This window comes from Streptomyces sp. ADI95-17, assembly GCF_003846175.1.
Lineage (GTDB): Bacteria > Actinomycetota > Actinomycetes > Streptomycetales > Streptomycetaceae > Streptomyces > Streptomyces sanglieri.
The window spans coordinates 1,303,015-1,323,175 of sequence record NZ_ML123044.1 but is presented as its reverse complement, the minus strand read 5'-3'; the positions used below and the strand labels follow the sequence as shown (position 1 = coordinate 1,323,175).

Annotated in this window: 23 protein-coding genes and 4 tRNA genes; 18 read left to right on the top strand and 9 right to left on the bottom strand. The window is 70.4% G+C overall.

Features of this window, described 5'->3' with window-relative positions:
• Position 1 precedes the first annotated feature (1 nt).
• The 4 genes from EES42_RS05885 to htpX all read left to right on the top strand — a co-directional run bounded on the left by EES42_RS05885 (position 2) and on the right by htpX (position 4,837).
• Positions 2-1,573 carry a complex I subunit 4 family protein gene (locus tag EES42_RS05885; RefSeq protein ID WP_124716971.1) on the top strand — a complete coding sequence of 524 codons (1,572 nt, stop codon included), beginning with the start codon at positions 2-4 and terminating at the stop codon, positions 1,571-1,573.
• A gap of 74 nt (positions 1,574-1,647) precedes the next feature.
• Entirely contained in the window at positions 1,648-3,207 is a 1,560-nt protein-coding gene (locus tag EES42_RS05880) for an NADH-quinone oxidoreductase subunit N (RefSeq protein ID WP_241196292.1), read from the top strand.
• Between the two features lie 95 nt (positions 3,208-3,302).
• Positions 3,303-3,758: a large conductance mechanosensitive channel protein MscL gene (locus tag EES42_RS05875; protein ID WP_124716969.1), complete on the top strand. Its 456-nt coding sequence runs from the start codon at positions 3,303-3,305 to the stop codon at positions 3,756-3,758.
• A 215-nt stretch (positions 3,759-3,973) separates the two neighbouring features.
• Complete coding sequence (htpX, locus tag EES42_RS05870) at positions 3,974-4,837, top strand: zinc metalloprotease HtpX (RefSeq protein WP_124716968.1); 864 nt, start codon at positions 3,974-3,976, stop codon at positions 4,835-4,837.
• 67 nt (positions 4,838-4,904) lie between these two features.
• Here the strand turns inward: htpX and EES42_RS05865 are convergent, their stop codons facing one another.
• Entirely contained in the window at positions 4,905-5,306 is a 402-nt protein-coding gene (locus EES42_RS05865) for a YccF domain-containing protein (protein ID WP_124716967.1), read from the bottom strand.
• Positions 5,307-5,657: 351 nt separating this feature from the next.
• Here EES42_RS05865 and EES42_RS05860 point away from each other — a divergent pair, with 351 nt between their 5' ends.
• A complete protein-coding gene (locus EES42_RS05860) occupies positions 5,658-5,930 on the top strand; it encodes a GlsB/YeaQ/YmgE family stress response membrane protein (protein ID WP_124716966.1) in 273 nt (90 codons plus the stop codon).
• Here the strand turns inward: EES42_RS05860 and EES42_RS05855 are convergent.
• From EES42_RS05855 to EES42_RS05845, 3 genes are all read right to left on the bottom strand, one after another.
• A complete protein-coding gene (locus EES42_RS05855; protein ID WP_124716965.1) occupies positions 5,891-6,604 on the bottom strand; it encodes an alpha-ketoglutarate-dependent dioxygenase AlkB family protein in 714 nt (237 codons plus the stop codon). The two genes, EES42_RS05860 and EES42_RS05855, sit on opposite strands and share 40 nt — an antisense overlap.
• A gap of 1 nt (position 6,605) precedes the next feature.
• Entirely contained in the window at positions 6,606-7,106 is a 501-nt protein-coding gene (locus tag EES42_RS05850) for a methylated-DNA--[protein]-cysteine S-methyltransferase (protein ID WP_124716964.1), read from the bottom strand.
• A 161-nt stretch (positions 7,107-7,267) separates the two neighbouring features.
• Complete coding sequence (locus EES42_RS05845; RefSeq protein WP_030926258.1) at positions 7,268-7,756, bottom strand: YajQ family cyclic di-GMP-binding protein; 489 nt, start codon at positions 7,754-7,756, stop codon at positions 7,268-7,270.
• A gap of 213 nt (positions 7,757-7,969) precedes the next feature.
• Between EES42_RS05845 and EES42_RS05840 the strand changes: the two genes are divergently transcribed.
• Together EES42_RS05840 and EES42_RS05835 are read left to right on the top strand one after the other, a co-directional pair.
• Positions 7,970-8,051 (top strand) — tRNA-Tyr (locus EES42_RS05840).
• A 64-nt stretch (positions 8,052-8,115) separates the two neighbouring features.
• Positions 8,116-8,565, top strand: coding sequence for a 2-thiouracil desulfurase family protein (locus EES42_RS05835; RefSeq protein WP_241196247.1), 450 nt, complete (start codon positions 8,116-8,118; stop codon positions 8,563-8,565).
• 50 nt (positions 8,566-8,615) lie between these two features.
• Here the strand turns inward: EES42_RS05835 and EES42_RS05830 are convergent, their stop codons facing one another.
• The gene (locus EES42_RS05830) at positions 8,616-9,272 is read right to left on the bottom strand and encodes an SDR family oxidoreductase (RefSeq protein WP_124716962.1); all 657 of its coding nucleotides are present in this window, start codon (positions 9,270-9,272) and stop codon (positions 8,616-8,618) included.
• 34 nt (positions 9,273-9,306) lie between these two features.
• A complete protein-coding gene (locus EES42_RS05825) occupies positions 9,307-10,602 on the bottom strand; it encodes an amidohydrolase family protein (protein WP_124716961.1) in 1,296 nt (431 codons plus the stop codon).
• Positions 10,603-10,903: 301 nt separating this feature from the next.
• Here EES42_RS05825 and EES42_RS05820 point away from each other — a divergent pair.
• The 8 genes from EES42_RS05820 to EES42_RS05785 all read left to right on the top strand — a co-directional run bounded on the left by EES42_RS05820 (position 10,904) and on the right by EES42_RS05785 (position 15,653).
• A tRNA-Thr gene (locus EES42_RS05820) sits at positions 10,904-10,976 on the top strand.
• A 45-nt stretch (positions 10,977-11,021) separates the two neighbouring features.
• Positions 11,022-11,094: transfer RNA gene (locus EES42_RS05815), tRNA-Met, on the top strand.
• Between the two features lie 89 nt (positions 11,095-11,183).
• A complete protein-coding gene (gene rpmG / locus EES42_RS05810) occupies positions 11,184-11,348 on the top strand; it encodes a 50S ribosomal protein L33 (RefSeq protein WP_003956487.1) in 165 nt (54 codons plus the stop codon).
• A gap of 123 nt (positions 11,349-11,471) precedes the next feature.
• Complete coding sequence (locus EES42_RS05805; protein WP_124716960.1) at positions 11,472-11,924, top strand: MaoC family dehydratase N-terminal domain-containing protein; 453 nt, start codon at positions 11,472-11,474, stop codon at positions 11,922-11,924.
• Complete coding sequence (locus tag EES42_RS05800; RefSeq protein ID WP_124716959.1) at positions 11,924-12,352, top strand: MaoC family dehydratase; 429 nt, start codon at positions 11,924-11,926, stop codon at positions 12,350-12,352. The genes EES42_RS05805 and EES42_RS05800 overlap by 1 nt, the downstream gene beginning before the upstream one ends.
• 120 nt (positions 12,353-12,472) lie before the next feature.
• Entirely contained in the window at positions 12,473-13,021 is a 549-nt protein-coding gene (locus tag EES42_RS05795; protein ID WP_124716958.1) for a TetR/AcrR family transcriptional regulator, read from the top strand.
• A 75-nt stretch (positions 13,022-13,096) separates the two neighbouring features.
• Positions 13,097-14,527 carry an MFS transporter gene (locus EES42_RS05790; RefSeq protein ID WP_124716957.1) on the top strand — a complete coding sequence of 477 codons (1,431 nt, stop codon included), beginning with the start codon at positions 13,097-13,099 and terminating at the stop codon, positions 14,525-14,527.
• A gap of 70 nt (positions 14,528-14,597) precedes the next feature.
• Positions 14,598-15,653, top strand: coding sequence for a UDP-N-acetylmuramate dehydrogenase (locus EES42_RS05785; RefSeq protein ID WP_124716956.1), 1,056 nt, complete (start codon positions 14,598-14,600; stop codon positions 15,651-15,653).
• 65 nt (positions 15,654-15,718) lie between these two features.
• Here the strand turns inward: EES42_RS05785 and EES42_RS05780 are convergent, their stop codons facing one another.
• Positions 15,719-16,354 (bottom strand): NAD(P)-dependent oxidoreductase, encoded by a 636-nt coding sequence (locus EES42_RS05780; protein ID WP_124716955.1) that lies wholly within the window; start codon positions 16,352-16,354, stop codon positions 15,719-15,721.
• A gap of 87 nt (positions 16,355-16,441) precedes the next feature.
• On the opposite strand from EES42_RS05780, the gene EES42_RS05775 reads away from it, so the two are divergent.
• On the top strand, positions 16,442-17,047 hold the full coding sequence (locus EES42_RS05775; protein ID WP_124716954.1) for a TetR/AcrR family transcriptional regulator: 606 nt from the start codon (positions 16,442-16,444) through the stop codon (positions 17,045-17,047).
• A gap of 8 nt (positions 17,048-17,055) precedes the next feature.
• Here the strand turns inward: EES42_RS05775 and EES42_RS05770 are convergent, their stop codons facing one another.
• Entirely contained in the window at positions 17,056-18,078 is a 1,023-nt protein-coding gene (locus EES42_RS05770) for an adenosine deaminase (RefSeq protein WP_124716953.1), read from the bottom strand.
• A gap of 124 nt (positions 18,079-18,202) precedes the next feature.
• Complete coding sequence (locus tag EES42_RS05765) at positions 18,203-19,429, bottom strand: pyridoxal phosphate-dependent aminotransferase (protein WP_124716952.1); 1,227 nt, start codon at positions 19,427-19,429, stop codon at positions 18,203-18,205.
• 225 nt (positions 19,430-19,654) lie between these two features.
• Between EES42_RS05765 and EES42_RS05760 the strand changes: the two genes are divergently transcribed.
• Both EES42_RS05760 and secE read left to right on the top strand, forming a co-directional pair.
• Positions 19,655-19,727 (top strand) — tRNA-Trp (locus EES42_RS05760).
• A gap of 106 nt (positions 19,728-19,833) precedes the next feature.
• Complete coding sequence (secE, locus tag EES42_RS05755; RefSeq protein ID WP_093540775.1) at positions 19,834-20,121, top strand: preprotein translocase subunit SecE; 288 nt, start codon at positions 19,834-19,836, stop codon at positions 20,119-20,121.
• Positions 20,122-20,161: the final 40 nt, after the last annotated feature.

Below are 20,161 nucleotides of genomic sequence, written 5' to 3'. Positions count from 1 at the left end.
CGTGATCGATATCAGTGAATCCGTGATGCAGGTCCTTCTCGCGTTCATCGTCGTCATCCCGCTCGTCGGTGCCGTCGCCGCCCTTCTGCCGGCCCCGCCCGGGCTGAAGGGAAAGGACCCCGACCAGGCCGTGCTCCGCCACGGCGTGACCGTCACCGGCGCGATCCTCGTCGCCGCGATCGTGCTCGCCGCGGGCTTCGACCACGACCACCCGTCGAAGATGCAGGCCACCACCGACATCAGCTGGATCCCGGCGCTCGACGTCCGCATCCATCTCGGCATCGACGGCATCTCGCTCCCCCTTCTCGTACTGACCGCGCTGCTGACCTTCCTCTGCGCGCTCTACAGCTTCTTCAAAATGCCCGAAGGCCCCTCCCCGAAGGCCTTCGTCGCACTCCTGCTCGTCCTGGAGTCCGGCACCCTCGCGACCTTCGCCGTCCTTGATCTGCTGCTGTTCTTCCTGGCGTTCGAGATGGTGCTCATCCCGATGTACTTCCTCATCGCCCGCTGGGGCGGTGCGAAGAAGCAGGCCGCCGCCTGGAAGTTCATCCTCTACACGCTGCTCGGCTCGGTCGTCATGCTGCTGGGCCTGCTCCTCATCGGACTGAAGAGCGGCACCTTCGACATGGTGGCACTCGCCACTGACAACGGCCGTGGGCTCACCTCGTCCGTGCAGGTCATCGCAGTTCTCGCGATCGGCATCGGGCTCGCCGTGAAGACCCCGATGTGGCCGCTGCACAGCTGGCTGCCGGACGCCCACACCGCGGCCCCGACCGTCGGCTCGGTCCTGCTCGCGGGCGTCCTGCTGAAGATGGGCACGTACGGATTCGTCCGCATCCTGCTCCCCATCACCCCCGACGGGATGCACACCTTCGCGCCGTACCTCGCCGCCTTCGCGGTCGTCGGCATCATCTACGGATCGCTGGCCTGCCTGGCGCTGGTCCGCCCCGGATCCAAGGGCGACCTCAAGCGCCTGATCGCGTACTCCTCCGTCGGCCACATGGGCTTCGTGCTCCTCGGCATCGCGAGCATGACGCCCACCGGAGTCAACGGCGCGCTCTTCGCCAACATCGCCCACGGCCTCATCACCGGCCTGCTGTTCTTCCTGGTCGGCGCGGTCAAGGACCGGTACGGCACCGCCGACCTCGACACCCTCTCCGGAGCCACCGGAGCCGCGCTCTACGGCCGGGCCCCCCGCCTCGGCGGCCTGCTCGCCTTCGCCGCCGTCGCCTCCCTGGGACTGCCGGGGCTCGCCGGATTCTGGGGCGAGATGCTCGCCCTGTTCGGCTCCTTCGACCCCGCCGACGGCCTCAGCCGCCCGGCCTTCCTCACCTTCATGTCGATCGCCGCGTTCGGCACCCTGCTCACCGCCGCGTACATGCTCATGGTGGTACGCCGGGTCTGCATGGGCGAGAAGCGCGAAGAGCCGCAGCTCGCCGATGTCCAGACGTACGAGTTCGCCGCCTGGACCCCGCTCGTCGCGCTCACCGTCCTCGCCGGTCTGTGGCCCGCCGCCCTTCTCGGCCTCACCGACCCGGCCGTGCAGAAGCTCCTCGCAGGAGGCAAGTCGTGACCCCAGCCGTCGTCACCCGGGGCGTCGTCACCCCGGAACTCGTCACCACCGCGGCCGAGAACACCACCAGCCTCATCCAGTCCGTCGACTGGCTCGCGATCGCACCCCCGGTCGTCGTCGCGGCCATGGCCCTGATCGTCCTGGTCACCGACCTCTTCCTGCCCGAGCACCGCAAGCCGCTCCTCGGCACGCTGACCATCGTCGGGCTGGTCGCCGCCCTGGCCCTCCTCGTCCCACTGCGCGCCGGCGACCGCTCCACCTTCTGCCTCAACGAGGCGGCCACCGGATCCGGCGGCGCCGGTGCCTGCAGCTACACCGCAGACCACTTCGCCCTGGTCATCCAGGCCCTCGTGCTCGTCGGCGCCCTGCTCACCGCCCTGCTCTCGTTCGGCGACACCCGCAGACTCCCCGCCGGCGAGTTCTGGTTCCTGCTGCTGTCGTCCGCCTCCGGCGCCGCACTCCTGCCCGCCGCCCGCGACCTCGCCACCCTCGTCGTCGCCCTCGAAGTCGCCTCACTGCCCGCGTTCGCCCTCGTCGGCATCAAGCGCGGCGACCGGCGGTCCTCCGAGGCGGCGCTGAAGTTCTTCCTCTCCTCCGTCGTCGCGACCGCCGTCATGCTGCTCGGCGTCAGCTTCGTGTACGCGACCACCGGCACCCTGCACCTCACCGAGATCGCCTCCCGGCTCGACGACGTACCCGGTCAGCTGGACACCCTCGCCAAGGCGGGTGTCGTCCTCACCCTGGTCGGCTTCGCGTTCAAGACCGCCGCCGCGCCCTTCCACTTCTGGGTCCCCGACACCTACGTCGGCGCCCCCCTGCCGATCGCCGCCTACCTCTCGGTCGTCGGCAAGGCGGTCGGCTTCTCCGGTCTCATCCTCGTCACCGTGATCGCGTTCCCGGCGTACGCCGACGTCTGGGGACCGGCCCTCGCCGTCCTCGCCGCGCTCACCATGACGATCGGCAACGTCGCCGCGCTGCGCCAGAACGCCGGCCGGGCCCGCAGCGCCGTACGGCTGCTCGCCTGGTCGTCCGTCGGCCAGGCCGGCTACCTCCTGGTGCCGATCGCCGCCGCCGCGTACTCCAGCGACGAGCACATCGGCTCCACCGTCGCGTACGCCCTCATGTACGCCGTCGTGAACCTCGGGGCCTTCGCGGTCGCCGCCCTGGTCGCCCGTACCAGCCCCGGCAACCGGCTCACCGACTACCGCGGCCTGTACGCCACCCGCCCCCTCGCCGCCCTGGCGATGGCCTTCTTCCTGCTCTGCCTGGCCGGCCTGCCGCCCGGCATCATCGGCCTCTTCGCCAAGGTCACGGTCTTCTCCGCGGCCGTCGACGCCGGACTCGGCTGGCTCGCCGTCGTCATGGCCGTCAACGTGGTGATCGCGCTCTACTACTACCTCCAGTGGACCGCGACACTCTTCCGCGCCCCCGCGGAGTCCACGGCAGCGGCCCCGGGAGAAGCCCCGGCACAGCCGCGCGACGAGACCCGGCCGGAGACGGCCGCACCCGCTCCCACCAGGCACCGAGTCCCGGCATCCCTCACCGCCGCGATCGCGCTCACGGCCGTGGCGGGCGTGGTGCTCTCGGGCGCCCCGCAGACGGTCCTCCGGTTCGCCGCCGTCAATCTCTTCTGACATACCGAAGATCGGTTTGCCCGGAACGGCCCGTACAGGGCAAGGTCTTGCCCGCACGCCCCCCACACGTAGGCAATTCCAGAGGAGCAAGAGCAGTGCTGAACGGGTTCAAGGACTTCATCCTGCGCGGAAACGTCATCTCCATGGCCATCGGACTGGCTGTCGGAGCGGCGTTCACCGCGGTCGTCACCGGATTCAGCACGGCCTTCATCACCCCGCTGATCGGCCTCGCCACCGGTTCCGTCGGTGACTTCAGCTCGGCGGAGTTCTCGGTCGAGGGCACCATCTTCCCGTACGGGAAGTTCCTCGCGGCCGCCATCGCCTTCCTGATCACCGCCGCCGTTCTCTACTTCTGCGTCGTCGTGCCCATGGCGAAGGTCCAGGCCCGCTTCACCAAGGCGGAGAAGCTCGACATCAAGGCCGCCATGCGCGACTGCCCCCGCTGCTACACCGAGATCCCGGCCATCGCCTCCCGCTGCGCCCACTGCACCAGCGAGATCAAGCCGGACCCCGCAGCCCTCGAAGTCGCCGGGCTCCCCGCCCAGCGCTGAGCCGAGCCGGGGCCGGCCGGCACACGTACAGCCACTGACCCGTACGGCCCAGAGCCTGATCCGGCCCCAAGCGCCGGACAGGCCCGGCCCTGCGGCGGTGCGCACAAGGGAACTAGCTCCTCTCGCCTGGCGTTGACCGGTACGGGAGGCTCCACTGGGGGAGTGGAGACCACCAAGCAAAGGGTTCCCCTGCCGCACCACTTGGAGGGCGTACCGTGCACCGCCGGCACAACGGGCTGAGAACCGCCGTACTCCTCGGGGGACTGTCCGCACTCATCATCGTCATCGGAAGCTTCTTCGGACGTACGGGTCTGATCGTCGCGCTACTCGTGGCCGTCGGCACCAACGCCTACGCGTACTGGAACAGCGACAAACTGGCGCTCCGGGCCATGCGGGCCCGCCCCGTCAGCGAATTCGAGGCGCCACAGCTCTACCGCATGGTCCGCGAGCTCTCCACCGCCGCCCGCCAGCCCATGCCACGGCTCTACATCTCCCCGACGCAGGCCCCCAACGCCTTCGCCACCGGACGCAATCCGCGCAACGCCGCGGTCTGCTGCACGGAGGGCATCCTGCAGATCCTGGACGAGCGGGAGCTGCGCGGCGTCCTGGGACACGAGCTGAGCCATGTCTACAACCGGGACATCCTGATCTCGTCCGTCGCCGGAGCGCTCGCCTCCGTCGTCATGTTCCTGGTCAACTTCGCCTGGCTGATCCCGGTGGGCCGGTCCAACGACGACGACGGACCGGGCATCTTCGGGATGCTGATGATCATGATCCTCGGCCCGATCGCGGCCTCCGTCATCCAGCTGGCCGTCAGCCGCTCCCGTGAGTACGAGGCGGACGCCTCCGGCGCCCAGCTGACCGGCGACCCGCTGGCCCTGGCCAGTGCCCTGCGCAAGCTCGACGCAGGAACGAAACAGCTGCCGCTGCCACCGGAGCCGAGGATCGAGACCGCGAGCCACATGATGATCGCGAATCCGTTCCGCCCCGGCCAGGGCATGTCCAAGCTGTTCTCCACGCATCCGCCGATGGCGGAGCGCATCGCCCGGCTGGAGCAGATGGCCGGCCCCCGCTCCTGAGGCATCCGGAGGCCTCCGCTCCTGAGGCCTCCGGCTCTCTGGCCCTCGGCCCGCTGCCACTCAGCTCTCAGCGGGCTCCGAAGGCCTCGTCGCTCGGGACGATCTCGCGGCCCAGCGGCATGAGCGAGATCGGGATCATCTTCAGGTTCGCCCAGCCGAAGGGGATCCCGATGATCGACACGAACAGCGGGATGCTGGTGATCAGGTGCCCCAGCGCCAGCCACCACCCGGCGAAGACGAGCCAGATCACGTTGCCGGCGCAGGAGGGCGCCCCCGCGTCGGGCCGCTCCACGGTCGTGCGCCCGAACGGCCACAGCACGTAACCGGCGATTCTGAGGGAAGCGATGCCGAACGGAATCGTCACGATCAGCACGAAGCAGATGATCGCGGCGAGGAGGTAGCCGAGGGCCATCCAGAATCCGCAGAACACCACCCACAGGATGTTCAGGATCAGCTGTATGAGCTTCATGGTCACTCGCCTTCCGGGGTTTCCCGTCATCGCCCTGCATGGTCAGTATCAGCCCTGGTCACGGACAGGAGTAACCGGAGCGGGCCCATGGAGTGACCGGGGGCGCAGGCGATCGGCCCGTCCCCCTTCGGCCCCGCCCCACCGCCAGTGCCGTCAACAACCATGAACGCAGGAACGGCACCGGGCAGTTGCTCGCGGCCCTGCGCAAGTCCGCCCGCAAGTCCGCCCGCGCCGCTCGAAAGCCTGCCCGCAGGTCCGGACGCACAGCCCGTTCACAGGCCCCGCAGGCAACCGCCCGACCGGCGCGGGCGTCTTGGATTCCAGGAACGAGTGACGGGTAGGTTCGCACGCATGAGCATTATCGGATGGATCATTCTCGGGCTGGTGGCCGGAGTCATCGCCAAGGTCCTGCTGCCGGGCCGCGACCCGGGCGGCCTGGTCGGCACCACCCTCATCGGGATCGTCGGCGCCTTTCTCGGTGGCTGGATATCGTCGCGCTTCCTCGACCGCCCCATATCCAACGACTTCTTCGACATGGCCACTTGGGTCGCCGCCATCGGCGGTTCACTGGTCCTGCTGATCGCCTACCGGCTGCTGTTCGGGAACTCCCGCGAACGCCACTGACGCCCGTCCGCCCCGAAGGTGCCCAGCCCGGTCTCGCGCAGGGTCAGATTGAGCCGGCCACGGCTCATCCCCGTCGCGGGATCGGCGGTACCGGGGCAGACCTTCGGCACGCCGTGGAAAGCGAACCGCGACGGCCCGCCGAAGACGAACAGATCGCCGGAGGCCAACTCCACATCCGTGTAGGGCCTTCCACGGTTCTCCGTGTTACCGAAGCGGAAGACACAGGTGTCGCCGATGCTGAGCGACACCACCGGAGCACCGGACCGCTCCTCCTTGTCCTGGTGCATGCCCATGCGCGCCGCCCCGTCGTAGAAGTTGACGAGCGCGGTGTCCGGCGCGTACGTCCCTACCGGGCTCTCGTCCCCGTACGCCGCCACCAGCGCCTCGCGGCCCAATTCGGCCAGCCAGTCGGGGAACTCGGCCACCCGCGCCCCGTTCACGTCGTCGGCCGTACGCGAATACCGGTACGGCTGCCAGTGCCACCCCACACAGACCGTCTGTACGGACATCACCCCGCCGCCCGGCAGGACCGTGTGCCGCAGCGGCACCGGCCCGCGCGCCCACTCCCGGCAGGCCGCCACCAACTCCCGCTGCCGCTCCGGCGACAGCCACTCGGGCACATGCACGGCCCCCGGCGCGACGACGGCGCGAGGCCTCGGGAAGAGTCCGGTCATCTCAGCGCACCGCCGAGGCGCCTTCCAGCCGCAGCAGCCGCTCCTTGCGCTCCAGGCCGCCCGCGTAACCCCGCAGTGCCCCGTCCGAGCCGATCACCCGATGGCACGGCCGCACGACCAGCAGCGGATTGCGCCCGATCGCCGTACCCACGGCCCGTACGCCCGCCCCCGGGCTGCCGACGCGCTCGGCGATCTGCCCGTACGACACGGTCTCCCCGTAGGGGACGGCGTCCAGGGCGGACCACACCCGGCGCTGGAAGTCGGTGCCCACGCCGTCCGTGCACTCGATGTCGAAGCGGGTCAGCCGGCCCGCGAAGTACTCCCGCAGCTGAGCGGCGACACCCGCGAGCGCCTCCGGTGCGCGGACCCATCCGTCCTGGACGACCGCGGCGCCCTTCTGGCCGGGCAGCGAGAGCGAGGCGAGCGCCACCCCGCCGGTGGTCTCCTCGCCGACCAGCAGCAGTTCACCCAGCGGGCTGTCGACCGTTGCGTACATGGTCATGACTCGTCCCTTTCCTGCACTTCATGCCGGGGCCCGACCGGATCGCCGCCCGACATGGACAAGTCTGCGTGCCCCGCTCCGCCATGACCGGCGGTTTTCGGACATCGCACCCCGGGTGCGGAGCGGTGTGTCCCGCTCCGCACTCCGGCGAAGGGCGGGACCTACCGGTAGTTCACGAACTGCACGGCGAAGTCGAAGTCCTGGCCCTTCAGCAGCGCCTGTACGGCCTGCAGGTCGTCCCGGCTCTTCGAGCTGACCCGCAGCTCATCGCCCTGGACCTGCGCCTTGACGCCCTTCGGGCCCTCGTCGCGAATGATCTTCGCCACCTTCTTGGCGTTCTCCTGGGAGATGCCCTCCTCGATCGTGGCGAAGATCTTGTACTCCTTGCCGGACAGCTGCGGCTCGCCAGCGTCCAGCGACTTCAGCGAGATGCCCCGCTTGATCAGCTTGGACTGGAAGATGTCGAGGATCGCCTTGACCCGCTCCTCGCCGTTCGCCTCCATGAGGATCTTCTCGCCGGACCAGGAGATCGAGGCGCCGGTGCCCTTGAAGTCGTAACGCTGCGAGATTTCCTTGGCGGCCTGGTTGAGGGCGTTGTCGACCTCCTGCCGCTCGACCTTCGAGACGATGTCGAAACTGGAGTCGGCCATGACGTGTGGCTCCTTGTATCGGGGGTTCGGGAACGCGGTGCATAAGGGCGGCAACGGGCCTGACGGCCCCGCGACGCCGATCAAAGCCTAGCCACCCGCACCCGATCGGGCCGCTGATCAATCCGGTGGCGAAGCACCCCCGGGCATCGGGTATCGTTTACGTCGTTGCCACGGAGCGCCGCCGAAAAGCGGTTCTCGAAGGCAGCAATCCCTGGCGGTGTGCCCGAGTGGCCAAAGGGAGCAGACTGTAAATCTGCCGGCTCAGCCTACCCAGGTTCGAACCCTGGCGCCGCCACATGGTAAGGCCCCTGTCTCAGGACAGGGGCCTTCTTTGTTTTCTGCTGCGAGGGGCCGTGGACGTGGAATCCGTACTGGTCAGTGCCTGCCTGCAGGGCGTGCCCTGCCGCTTCGACGGCCGTGGCAAGGCCTCCGGCGCTGTGACCGCGGCCATCGGCGACCGCCGCCCCGTGGCCTTCTGCCCCGAGGTCTCCGCCGGACTGCCCACCCCGCGCCGCCCCGCCGAGATCGTCGGCGGTGACGGCCACGACGTGCTGGACGGCCGGGCCCGGGTCGTCGACGACACCGGGCACGACGTGACCGACGAGTTCGTGGACGGCGCAGAACGGGCTCTGGCGGCCGCGCGCCGGGCCGGATGCACCGAGGCGCTGCTGATGGCGCGCAGCCCTTCCTGCGGGCGCGGAACGGTCTATGACGGTACGTTCACCGGCGAGCTACGCGACGGCGACGGCGTCACCGCCGCGCTGCTGGAGCGCAACGGCGTCTCCGTCCGCCCGGCACCGCGCGACTGACCGCCGGGACCCGCGGCACCCGCGTACGGCTCTCGACGGCCGTACGGCGGTCAGTTCCCCGCGATGTCCTTCACCGCGACCGCCACCGGCACGTTCCCCGAGATGAGCTCCAGCGTCAGCCCCGCCGTCGCCGGGGTCTCCAGCAGCTCCAGCAGCGCCGCCGCCACGTCGTCGCGCGGCACCGGACCGCGGCCGGTCGACGCGGTCAGCAGGACCGTCCCCGTGCCCGCGTCGTTCGTCAGCATGCCGGGGCGCAGGATCGTCCAGTCGAGCCCGGTCCTGGAGCGCACATACGCGTCCGCCGCCCCCTTGGCCCGCAGATACGCGTCGAAGACCTCGTCGCCCGGGTGGTCGGGGTCGGCGCCCATCGACGAGACCACGACGTAGCGCCGTACGCCCGCCAGTTCGGCGGCGTCGGCGAGCAGCACCGCCGCCCCGCGGTCCACCGTCTCCTTGCGTTCCGCGCCGCTGTCGGGGCCCGCGCCGGCCGCGAAGACCACCGCGTCGGCGCCGCGCAGCACCTCGGCCACCTCCTGCGCGGAGGAGGATTCGAGATCCAGGACCACCGGCTCGGCACCCGCGTCCCGGAGGTCCTTGCCCTGGTCCGGGTTGCGGATGACGCCGACGGCCTCGTGCCCGCGCGCGGTGAGCAGCCGCTCCAACCGCAGCGCGATCTGACCATGTCCACCTGCGATGACAATGCGCATGGTCACGACCGTACGCCGCGGCGGGCCGCCGCGCTCAGGGCCCGCCGCAGGAACCGGAATCCGTTCTCCCCTGGCGCGGCAGACCGAGGGCGACGACGGTCTCGGAGTCGCAGTACTCGCGCACCGCGCTCGTCCGCGCCACCACCCGGCCGCGATGCACCACGACCCGGCTGCAGGCGAGCGAGAGCACCCCCGGCAGCTGCTCCCCGCGCACCGCGAGCAGCTCGGCCGGGAAGCCCGCCTCGACCCTGACCCCGGGCAGCCCCATCGCCGTCCTGGCGGCCGAGGACACCGCCTCGTAAGCCTCCGCGGCCGGCAGCCCGTGCTGCGAGGCCAGCAGGTAGGCGGCCTCCAGCGGATCACCGCGGCCCACGGGGTTCGCGAGGTCACGCAGCGCCCCGCTGCCCGCCGCGACCCGCACCCCGGCCGACCGCAGCAGCCGTACGGGTGCGGTGCCCCGGCCCTCCACGCCGCAGCAGCCGCCCTGGGGGAGGCAGATCACCGTCACCCCGGCCGCGGCCAGCTGGTCGGCGGCGCGGGCCGCGGCCTGCGGGGGAAGCCGGGAGAGGCCGGCGCACGGGCCGAGCGAGACGCCGGTCCGCAGCCCTCCGGCCATGGCGGCCAGCCGGCCGAGCCGGGCCGGGTCGTCGCTGTCCGTGTGCAGGTCGACGGGGCAGCCCTGCTCCGCGGCGACCTCCAGCACGGCCTCCGCGTACCCCGCCGGGTCCGGATCGAGGTCCGGGCAGCCGCCGACCGCACCGGCCCCCATCTTCACCGCCTCGCGCAGCATGGCCAGGTTGCCCGCGCCCGCGACGCCGGTGAGCAGCCGGGGAACCGCGACCGGGGTCAGGTCGGCCAGTCCGCGCAGCGAGCGGCGCGCCTGCAGTACGGCTTCGAGCGGGGCGAGGCCCTGGACGTCCCCGATCCGCACGTGCGAGCGCAGCGCCGTGGCTCCGTGGCCGAGCTGGAGCAGGGCGGCCTCGGTGGCGCGGCGCCGGATGTCCTCCGGGCGGTGCGACGCCGGGCCCGGGACGCCGGGGCCCGCGTCGTCGGCGGTGAGCGCGGTGTCGCTGTGGGCGTGGGGTTCGGCGGGGGCGGGGAGCAGCAGATAGCCGCGCAGGTCCAGCCGCGGACCGGGTGCGGCCAGACTGCCCGCCGTGCCGACGGCCTCGATGCGGCCGCCGCCGAGCCGTACGTCCACGACACGGCCGTCGGTGAGACGGGCGCCGCAGAGCACCAGGCCGGCCGGGGCGGCGGTGTCCGGGCTGCCGGCCGCACCGGCCGCGTCGGCGGCATGGTCGTCCGGCTGCCACGGCTGGCTGTCGGGCATCGCGCTCCAGGGAATGGGGACAAGATCACGCAGAGTGAGTCGAGCCTAGGGGCGTGTTCGGCCCGGTTCGAGGAGGAGCGGAATAGTCGTACCGGTGTGGCTCCGGGGACGTGTGGGGCGGGTGTGTACGACCGTGACAGTGGTGCCCGACGGGGAGACCGAGGCGCTGCTCAGGCGGCCGACGGGCGGTCCCGGGGGCTCTCGATCAAGGGATCGGCGGGGCGTCGATCAAGGGCTCCGGATGGGGGCCCGAAACGGATTTGGGCGATCGGCGAGAGACCGTGTAATGTCTTCATCGCTCGCCCCAATAGCTCAGTCGGTAGAGCGTCTCCATGGTAAGGAGAAGGTCTGCGGTTCGATTCCGCATTGGGGCTCTGGTGATCGGGAAACCCCGCTTCGGCGGGGGGACTCGTCATCAAAGCGGTGTAGCTCAGTCGGTAGAGCAAGCGGCTCATAATCGCTGTGTCACCGGTTCAAGTCCGGTCACCGCTACTTACGGTAGCCGATTGTGGGGTCGGTCCTTCGATCGGCTACTCTTTTTTGCGTTCATCCGTCCATCCGTCCGTCCAAGGAGCACTCACGTGGCTGCCACCGACGTCCGCCCGAAGATCACGCTGGCCTGCGTGGAGTGCAAGGAGCGGAACTACATCACCAAGAAGAACCGGCGTAACAACCCGGACCGTCTTGAGATGAAGAAGCACTGCCCGCGCTGCAACTCGCACACTGCGCACCGCGAAACGCGCTGAAACAGGCTCGTACACGAGGCCGTCCCCATTGGGGGCGGCCTCGTGTCGTTGTATGAAGGCTGTCCTTCGGCCTGTTCATCATTTCTTCGGCCTGTTCATCTTTCATCAGGAGGTAGCGAGCCCATGGCGCTCGACCAGTCCTTCGTGGGGCGGACCTATCCGCCCACCCCGCCGTACGAGGTCGGCCGGGAGAAGATCCGTGAGTTCGCCGAGGCGGTGGGCGACCCGAATCCGGCGTACGTCGATCCCGAGGCGGCCAAGGCGCTCGGCCACAGCGATGTGATCGCGCCGCCGACGTTCGTCTTCTCCATCACGTTCAAGGCGGCCGGGCAGGTGATCCACGACCCGCAGCTGGGTCTGGACTACAGCCGGGTGGTGCACGGCGACCAGAAGTTCGCCTATGTGCGTCCCGTGCGGGCGGGGGACCGGCTGACGGTCACCTCGACGATCGAGGCCATCAAGTCCCTGGCGGGCAACGACATCCTGGACGTCCGTGGCGAGGTCCACGACGAGTCCGGTGAGCACGTCGTGACCGCGTGGACGAAGCTGGTGGCGCGCGCCGCCGAGGAGGCGTGATGACGGCGAAGGTCGCATACGAGTCGGTCGAGGTCGGTACGGAGCTGCCGGCGCAGTCCTTCCAGGTGACCCGGGCGATGCTGGTGCAGTACGCGGGTGCTTCCGGTGACTTCAACCCGATCCACTGGAACGAGAAGTTCGCCCGCGAGGTCGGACTGCCGGACGTGATCGCGCACGGCATGTTCACCATGGCCGAGGCGATCCGCGTGGTCACGGACTGGGTCGGTGACCCGGGTGCGGTCGTCGAGTACGGGGTGCGGTTCACCAAGCCGGTCGTCGTGCCGAACGACGACGACGGCGCACTGGTGGAGGTCAGCGCCAAGGTGGCCGCCCTGCTGGACGACAAGCAGGTGCGGGTGGACCTGACGGCCATGAACGAGGGCAAGAAGGTGCTGGGCATGTCCCGCGCCGTGGTGCGGCTCGGCTGAGGCCGCCGAGCGTGGCGTAAGGGGCACCGTCCAATGGGCGGTGCCCCTTACGCATGCCGGGCGGACGCAGACCGGTTGACCAAGTTAGTAATTGAGCACTAACTTAGTCGCATGGCAAGGATGAGTGCAGAAGAACGGCGCGAGAGCGTCATCCGCGCGGCGATCACCGAATTCGCCCGCGGCGGGTACAGCGCCACCTCCACCGAGGCGATCGCCAGGCGTGTGGGTGTCTCGCAGCCGTACCTCTTCCGTCTCTTCCCCAGCAAGCAGGCCATGTTCCTCGCGGCCGTCGAGCGGTGCCTCACGGACACCCGCAAGGTTTTCGCCGAGGCCGCCGAGGGACTTGGGGGCGAGGAGGCGGTGCGGGCGATGGCCGCCGCGTACCAGCGGCTCATCATCGAGGATCCCGACAAGCTCCAGATGCAGATGCAGATCTACGCGGCCGTCGCGAGTGCCGATGCCTCGGGGGAGCGCGAGGTCGGCGACGCGGTGCGTGCCGCCTGGCTGGAAATGTGGGACGAGACCCATCTCACCCTGGGCGCCGACGTCAAGGAAACGACGACGTTCTGGGCGTTCGGAATGCTCATCAATACGTTGGCCTCGCTCGGCTTCCCGCCCGGCCACCGGGTCTGGTCGGGGCTCTACGACGAGGCCAGGCCGACCGGCTGAACAGCGCGGCCCGGGCTCTGCCCGGTTTTCTGCCCAGGCAAGTTAGTCATTGATAACTAATCCTCAGGGGGAGCAGTGAACCAGCACACAGCAGGCCGTTCGAGAGCGGTCTGGGCCCTTGTCATCACTGGCGTCGCCGGATTCATGGCGGCGCTCGACAACCTCGTCGTCACCACCGCCCTGCCTTCCATCCGCAAGAGCCTCGGCGGTGAGCTCGCCGAGCTGGAGTGGACGGTGAACGCCTACACCCTCACCTTCGCCGTCCTGCTGATGCTCGGAGCGGCGCTCGGCGACAGGTTCGGCCGCCGCCGGCTCTTCCTCGCCGGGCTCACCGTCTTCACCGGCGCCTCCGCCGCGGCCGCCCTCGCGTCCGGGATCAACGAACTGATCGCCTTCCGGGCGGTCCAGGGCGTCGGCGCGGCGATCATGATGCCGCTGACGCTCACCCTGCTCACCACCGCCGTGCCGCCCGCCCGCCGGGGCGCCGCGCTCGGCATCTTCAGCGCCGTCACCGGACTGGCCGTGGCCAGCGGGCCCCTGATCGGCGGCAGCCTCACCGAGCACCTGTCCTGGCAGTGGATCTTCTGGCTGAACGTCCCGGTCGGCCTGGCCCTGCTGCCGCTGGCCCGGCTGCGCCTGACCGAGTCGTACGCCCCGGACGCACGGCTCGACATACCCGGCACACTCCTGGTCAGCGGCGGGCTCTTCGGCATCGTCTACGGGCTGGTCAACGCCAACTCCGACGGCTGGACCAGCCCCACCGTCCTCACCTCGCTGATCGTGGGCGGGGCGCTCACCGCAGGCTTCGTACGTCACGGCTTCCGCGCGAAGCGCCCCATGCTGCCCATGCGGCTCTTCCGGGACCGGGCGTTCTTCGGGATCAACATGGCGAGCATGCTGATGTTCCTGGGCATGTTCGGGTCGATCTTCCTGCTCAGCCAGTACCTCCAGGGCGTGCTGGGCTACTCGCCCACCGAGGCCGGCCTGCGGATGCTGCCCTGGACCGGAATGCCGATGCTGGTCGCACCCGTCGCGGGGATGCTCTCCGACCGGTTCGGCGGGCGCCCGGTGGTCGTGGCCGGACTCGTCCTCCAGTCGGCCGGCCTCGCGCTCTTCGCGACGGTCATCGGGCCCGACGCCTCGTACGCCTCGCAGTTGCCCGGTCTGATCGTCGGCGGCGTCGGCATGGCCCTCTACTTCGCACCTGCCGCCAGCCTCGTGATGTCCAGCGTCCGCCCCGAGGAACAGGGCATCGCCTCCGGCGCCAACAACGCCCTGCGCGAGGTCGGCGGAGCCCTCGGGATCGCCGTGCTCGCCACGGTCTTCTCCTCGCAGGGCGGCTTCGAATCCGCGCAGTCCTTCACGGACGGGACCGTTCCGGCGGTGTGGATCGGCTCCGGTGTGGTGGCGCTGGCAGCCCTTGCCGCCCTGCTGATCCCGGGCCGCCGCAGCGCCCCGGCCCCGGAGCCTGCGGCGGCCGAGAAGCTCGTCCGCGCCGCCGCCTGAGCCGCGGGTCGCACGCGTACGGTCCGTGCCCCGCCCGAGCGGTGGGGGCGCGGACCGTACCCTTGTCCCCGTGCAGGAACTCCATGACGCCCCCCTCGCCCCCCTGACCACCTTCCGGCTGGGCGGCCCCGCCACCCGCCTCCTCACGGCGACGACGGACGCCGAGGTGATCGAAGCCGTGCGCGAGGCGGACGGGAGCGGCACCCCGCTCCTCGTCATCGGCGGCGGCAGCAACCTGGTCATCGGCGACAAGGGCTTCGACGGCACCGCCCTGCGCATCGCGACCAAGGGCTTCGCGCTGGACGGCACGACGCTGGAACTCGCCGCCGGGGAGATCTGGACGGACGCCGTGGCCCGTACCGTCGAAGCCGGTCTCGCGGGCATCGAGTGCCTGGCCGGAATCCCGGGCTCCGCGGGTGCGACCCCGATCCAGAACGTCGGCGCGTACGGTCAGGAGGTCTCCTCCACCATCACGGAGGTCGTCGCCTACGACCGGCACACCGAGGAAACGGTCACCATTCCGAACGCCGAGTGCGCGTTCTCGTACCGGCACAGTCGTTTCAAGGCCGAACCCGACCGTTTCGTGGTGCTGCGGGTCCGTTTCGAGCTGGAGGACGCGGGCGGTCTGTCCGCGCCGCTGAAGTACCCCGAGACGGCCCGTGCCATGGGCGTCGAACAGGGCGAGCGGGTGCCCGCGGCGGCCGCCCGCGAGACGGTGCTCGGGCTCCGCGCCGGCAAGGGCATGGTGCTGGACCCGGAGGACCACGACACCTGGTCGGCCGGCTCCTTCTTCACCAACCCGATCCTGACGGAGGCGGAGTACGAGGCGTTCCTCGCCCGCGCCGCGGACCGGCTCGGCCCGGGGACGACGCCCCCCGCCTTCCCCGCGGACGGGGGACGCGTCAAGACCTCCGCGGCCTGGCTCATCGACAAGGCCGGTTTCACCAAGGGATACGGCACCGGCCCGGCCCGCATCTCCACCAAGCACACCCTCGCCCTCACCAACCGCGGCGAGGCGGCCACCGAGGACCTCCTCGCGCTCGCCCGCGAGGTCGTCGCCGGAGTCCGCGAGGCATTCGGCGTCACGCTCGTCAACGAACCGGTGACGGTCGGCGTGAGCCTGTAGGCAGGGCAAGGCAGGGCAAGGCAGGGCAAGGCAGGGCAAGGCAGGGCAAGGCGGGCCCGTCCCGCTCAGTACGCCACGCCCACGCCCTGCTTCACCGTCGCCGGGTCGTCGATCAGCGCCAGCATCGCGTGCGCCACATCCGCCCGCGAGATGGTCCGGCCGCTGCGTGGAGTGCCGCCGACGGCCGTCCGGTACTTCCCCGTCAGCGGCCCGTCGGTGAGCTTCGGCGGCCGTACGGACGTCCAGTCCGTCGCGCTCCGGGCCAGCGCGGCCTCCATCAGCGTCAGGTCCGCGTAGACCTCCTTGAGGACCGCCCCGATCACCTTGCGGGCCAGCCGGTCCGGCAGCGGGTCGTCGGCCGGCCGGGGGCCGACCGGGGCCGCGCTGACCACCAGCAGCCGCCGCACCCCCTCCGCCTCCATCGCGGCCAGCACCGAGCCGGTGAGCCGCTCGGCGACCCCGTCCGCCTTCCGGCCGCGCGAGCCGAGCGCGGAGAGCACCGCGTCCCGGCCCGCGACCGCCTCGCGCAGGGCCTCCGGATCGTCCATGCGCGCGGCGGTGTGGACCTGTACGTCGGAGAGCGGGACGGGCAGCCGCGCCGGGTCGCGGACCACCGCCGTCACCTCGTGGCCCGCCGCCAGCGCCTGACGGACGATCTCCTGACCGACGCCGCCCGTGGCGCCGAACACCGTGATCCTCATTGCGCACCCTCCCAGGGTGAGTAAGTATTCACTCACCCCTAGAGTGAGTGGATACTCACCACCTCGTCAAGCCTCGTTGGAGTACGCATGGAGCAGAAGCCGGCCCGCGTCCGCATCATCGACGCCGCCCATCAGCTGATGCTCACCATCGGCCTGGCCCGCGCCACCACCAAGGAGATCGCCAGGGCCGCGGGCTGCTCGGAGGCCGCGCTCTACAAGCACTTCGCGAGCAAGGAAGAGCTGTTCGTGACCGTGCTCAAGGAGCGGCTGCCCAGGCTCAACCCGCTGCTGAAACGGCTTGTGGTGTCACCCGGGGCGGGGGAGCGGACCGTCGAGCAGAACCTCACCGAGATCGCCCGCCAGGCCGCGCTCTTCTACGAGCAGAGCTTCCCGATCGCCGCCTCGCTGTACGCCGAGCCCAGGCTCAAGGAACGCCACAACGAGGCGATGCGGGAGCTCGGTACCGGCCCGCACATGCCCATCAGGGGCCTGGACGCCTATCTGCGCTCCGAACAGGCGGCCGGCCGGGTCCGCGCCGACGCGGACACCTACGCGGCCGCGTCGCTGCTGCTGGGAGCCTGCGCGCAACGCGCCTTCGCCTACGAGGCCGCGGCGGGCGGAGAACCGCCGCAGCCTCTCGACGAGTTCGCCGCGTCCCTGGCGAGCACGCTGATGCGCGGCGTCGGGGCGTAACCGGAGACCTACCCCGCGGGCTTCGCCAGCCAGTCGTCGACGCCCGCCAGGAGCTGCGCCCGCACCGGAGCCGGTGCGGCGGAGCCCCGGACCGACTGCCGGGCCAGTTCCGCCAGCTCCTCGTCGGTGAACGCGTGGTGGCGCCGCACCAGGTCGTACTGCGCGGCCAGCCGGGAACCGAAGAGCAGCGGATCGTCCGCGCCCAGCGCCATCGGCACCCCGGCCTCGAACAGTTTGCGCAGGGGTACGTCGGCGGGCTTCTCGTAGACGCCCAGCGCCACGTTCGACGCCGGGCAGACCTCGCAGGTCACCTGGCGCTCGGCCAGCGTGCGCAGCAGCCGGGGGTCCTCGGCGGCCCGTACGCCGTGCCCGATCCGGGCCGCGTCGAGGTCGTCCAGGCAGTCCCGGACGCTGGAGGGGCCGGACAGCTCCCCGCCGTGCGGCGCGGCCAGCAGACCGCCCTCGCGGGCGATGGCGAAGGCCCGGTCGAAGTCCCGGGCCATCCCGCGGCGCTCGTCGTTGGAGAGCCCGAATCCGACCACGCCCCGGTCCGCGTACCGCACCGCGAGCCGGGCGAGCGTCCGGGCGTCCAGCGGATGCTTCATCCGGTTCGCCGCGATCACCACCCGGATCGGCAGCCCGGTCCCGCGCGAGGCGCTGTCCACCGCGTCCAGAATGATCTCGATCGCCGGGATCAGCCCGCCGAGCAGCGGCGCGTACGAGGTGGGGTCGACCTGGATCTCCAGCCAGCCCGAGCCGTCCGCGACGTCCTCCTGGGCCGCCTCGCGGACCAGCCGCTGAATGTCCTCGGGGGACCTGAGACAGGACCGGGCGATGTCGTAGAGCCGCTGGAAACGGAACCATCCGCGCTCGTCCGTGGCCCGCAGCTTCGGCGGCTCGCCGCCGGTCAGGGCATCAGGCAGGTGCACGCCGTACTTGTCGGCGAGTTCGAGCAGGGTCGTCGGCCGCATCGACCCGGTGAAATGCAGGTGCAGGTGGGCCTTGGGCAACAGCCGTACATCACGCTCCATTCCAAGATCCTGCCGCACACCCGGGGTCGAGCGGTAGCCGCTTTCCCCATCGAGTTGACCCCCGAACGCGCGAGCGGCCCCCCGGCCGGGGCCGGGGGGCCGCTCCACGGGAACGCGGGACGTACTAGGACTTGGCCTCGCCCAGCAGCTTCTGGAGCCGCGAGACGCCCTCGACGAGGTCGTCGTCGCCCAGCGCGTACGAGAGCCGCAGGTAGCCCGGCGTGCCGAAGGCCTCGCCCGGTACGACCGCGACCTCGGCCTCGTCCAGGATCAGCGCCGCCAGCTCGACCGAGGTGGCCGGGCGCCTGCCGCGGATCTCCTTGCCGAGCAGTTCCTTCACCGAGGGGTACGCGTAGAACGCGCCCTCGGGCTCCGGGCACAGCACCCCGTCGATCTCGTTGAGCATCCGCACGATGGTCCGCCGGCGCCGGTCGAAGGCGGTCCGCATCTCGGCGACCGCGTCCAGGCTCCCGGAGACGGCGGCCAGCGCGGCGACCTGGGCCACGTTGGAGACGTTGGACGTGGCGTGCGACTGGAGGTTGGTCGCGGCCTTGACTACGTCCTTCGGACCGACGATCCAGCCCACCCGCCAGCCGGTCATCGCGTACGTCTTGGCGACGCCGTTGACCACGATGCACCTGTCACGCAGCTCGGGCACGATCGCGGGCAGCGAGGTGAACTTCGCGTCCCCGTAGACCAGGTGCTCGTAGATCTCGTCGGTCAGCACCCACAGGCCGTGCTCGACGGCCCAGTGTCCGATCGCCTCGGCGTCGGCCTCGCTGTACACGGCACCGGTCGGGTTCGAGGGCGAGACGAACAGGACGACCTTGGTGCGCTCGGTGCGCGCCGCCTCCAGCTGCTCGACGGAGACCCGGTAGCCGGTGGTCTCGTCGGCCACGACCTCCACCGGGACACCGCCGGCCAGCCGGATCGACTCGGGGTAGGTGGTCCAGTAGGGGGCGGGGACGATGACCTCGTCGCCCGGGTCGAGGATCGCGGCGAACGCCTCGTAGATGGCCTGCTTCCCGCCGTTGGTCACCAGGATCTGCGAGGCGTCGACCTCGTAGCCGGAGTCGCGCAGCGTCTTCTCCGCGATGGCGGCCTTGAGCTCCGGGAGCCCTCCTGCCGGGGTGTAGCGGTGGTACTTCGGGTTACGGCAGGCCTCGACCGCGGCGTCGACGATGTAGCCGGGGGTCGGGAAGTCGGGCTCGCCGGCACCGAAGCCGATCACCGGACGGCCGGCGGCCTTGAGGGCCTTGGCCTTGGCGTCCACGGCGAGGGTGGCGGACTCGGAGATCGCACCGATGCGGGCGGAGACCCGGCGCTCGGAGGGGGAAGTTGCAGCGCTCATGGCTCCCATGGTTCCAGACCGTGATCCCTGTCGGCGCAGCGGTTTCAGGGACCGGACACGACTCGGACAGCATGCGGACAACATGCGACCAGGAGCGGTCGGGAGCTATCTGTTCGACGCCGGGCCGCTGAACACGTACACTCACCTGTCGTTGGCCTTCACCAGCCGCACTGTTCCTGCACCCGGGGCATCCGGGGAGATGCGGTAGGTTGGTGGAAACCACAAAGGGTCGTAGCTCAATTGGTAGAGCACTGGTCTCCAAAACCAGCGGTTGGGGGTTCAAGTCCCTCCGGCCCTGCTACACACTCCTTCGCCAGGATGTGTGCGCATGTACGTACTTCAATGCACCGCCGTGCGGCTCCACCGGGCGCGGCACGGCCACGACCCGGAATCAGGTGAGAAGCGTGACGGACGCCGTGGGCTCCATCGACATGCCTGATGCCGAGGATGAAGTACCCGAGTCGAAGAAGAAGACCCGGAAGGGCGGCAAGCGCGGAAAGAAGGGCCCTCTGGGCCGTCTCGCGCTGTTCTACCGCCAGATCGTCGCCGAGTTGCGCAAGGTCGTCTGGCCGACTCGCAGCCAGCTGACGACATACACCACTGTGGTGATTGTCTTCGTCGTCGTCATGATCGGTCTGGTTACCGTGATTGACTTCGGATTCCAGCGGGTCATCAAGTACGTCTTCGGCTGATCCCGCGGAGGGCGCCTCATGGGCGCCCCTTTCGCATGTT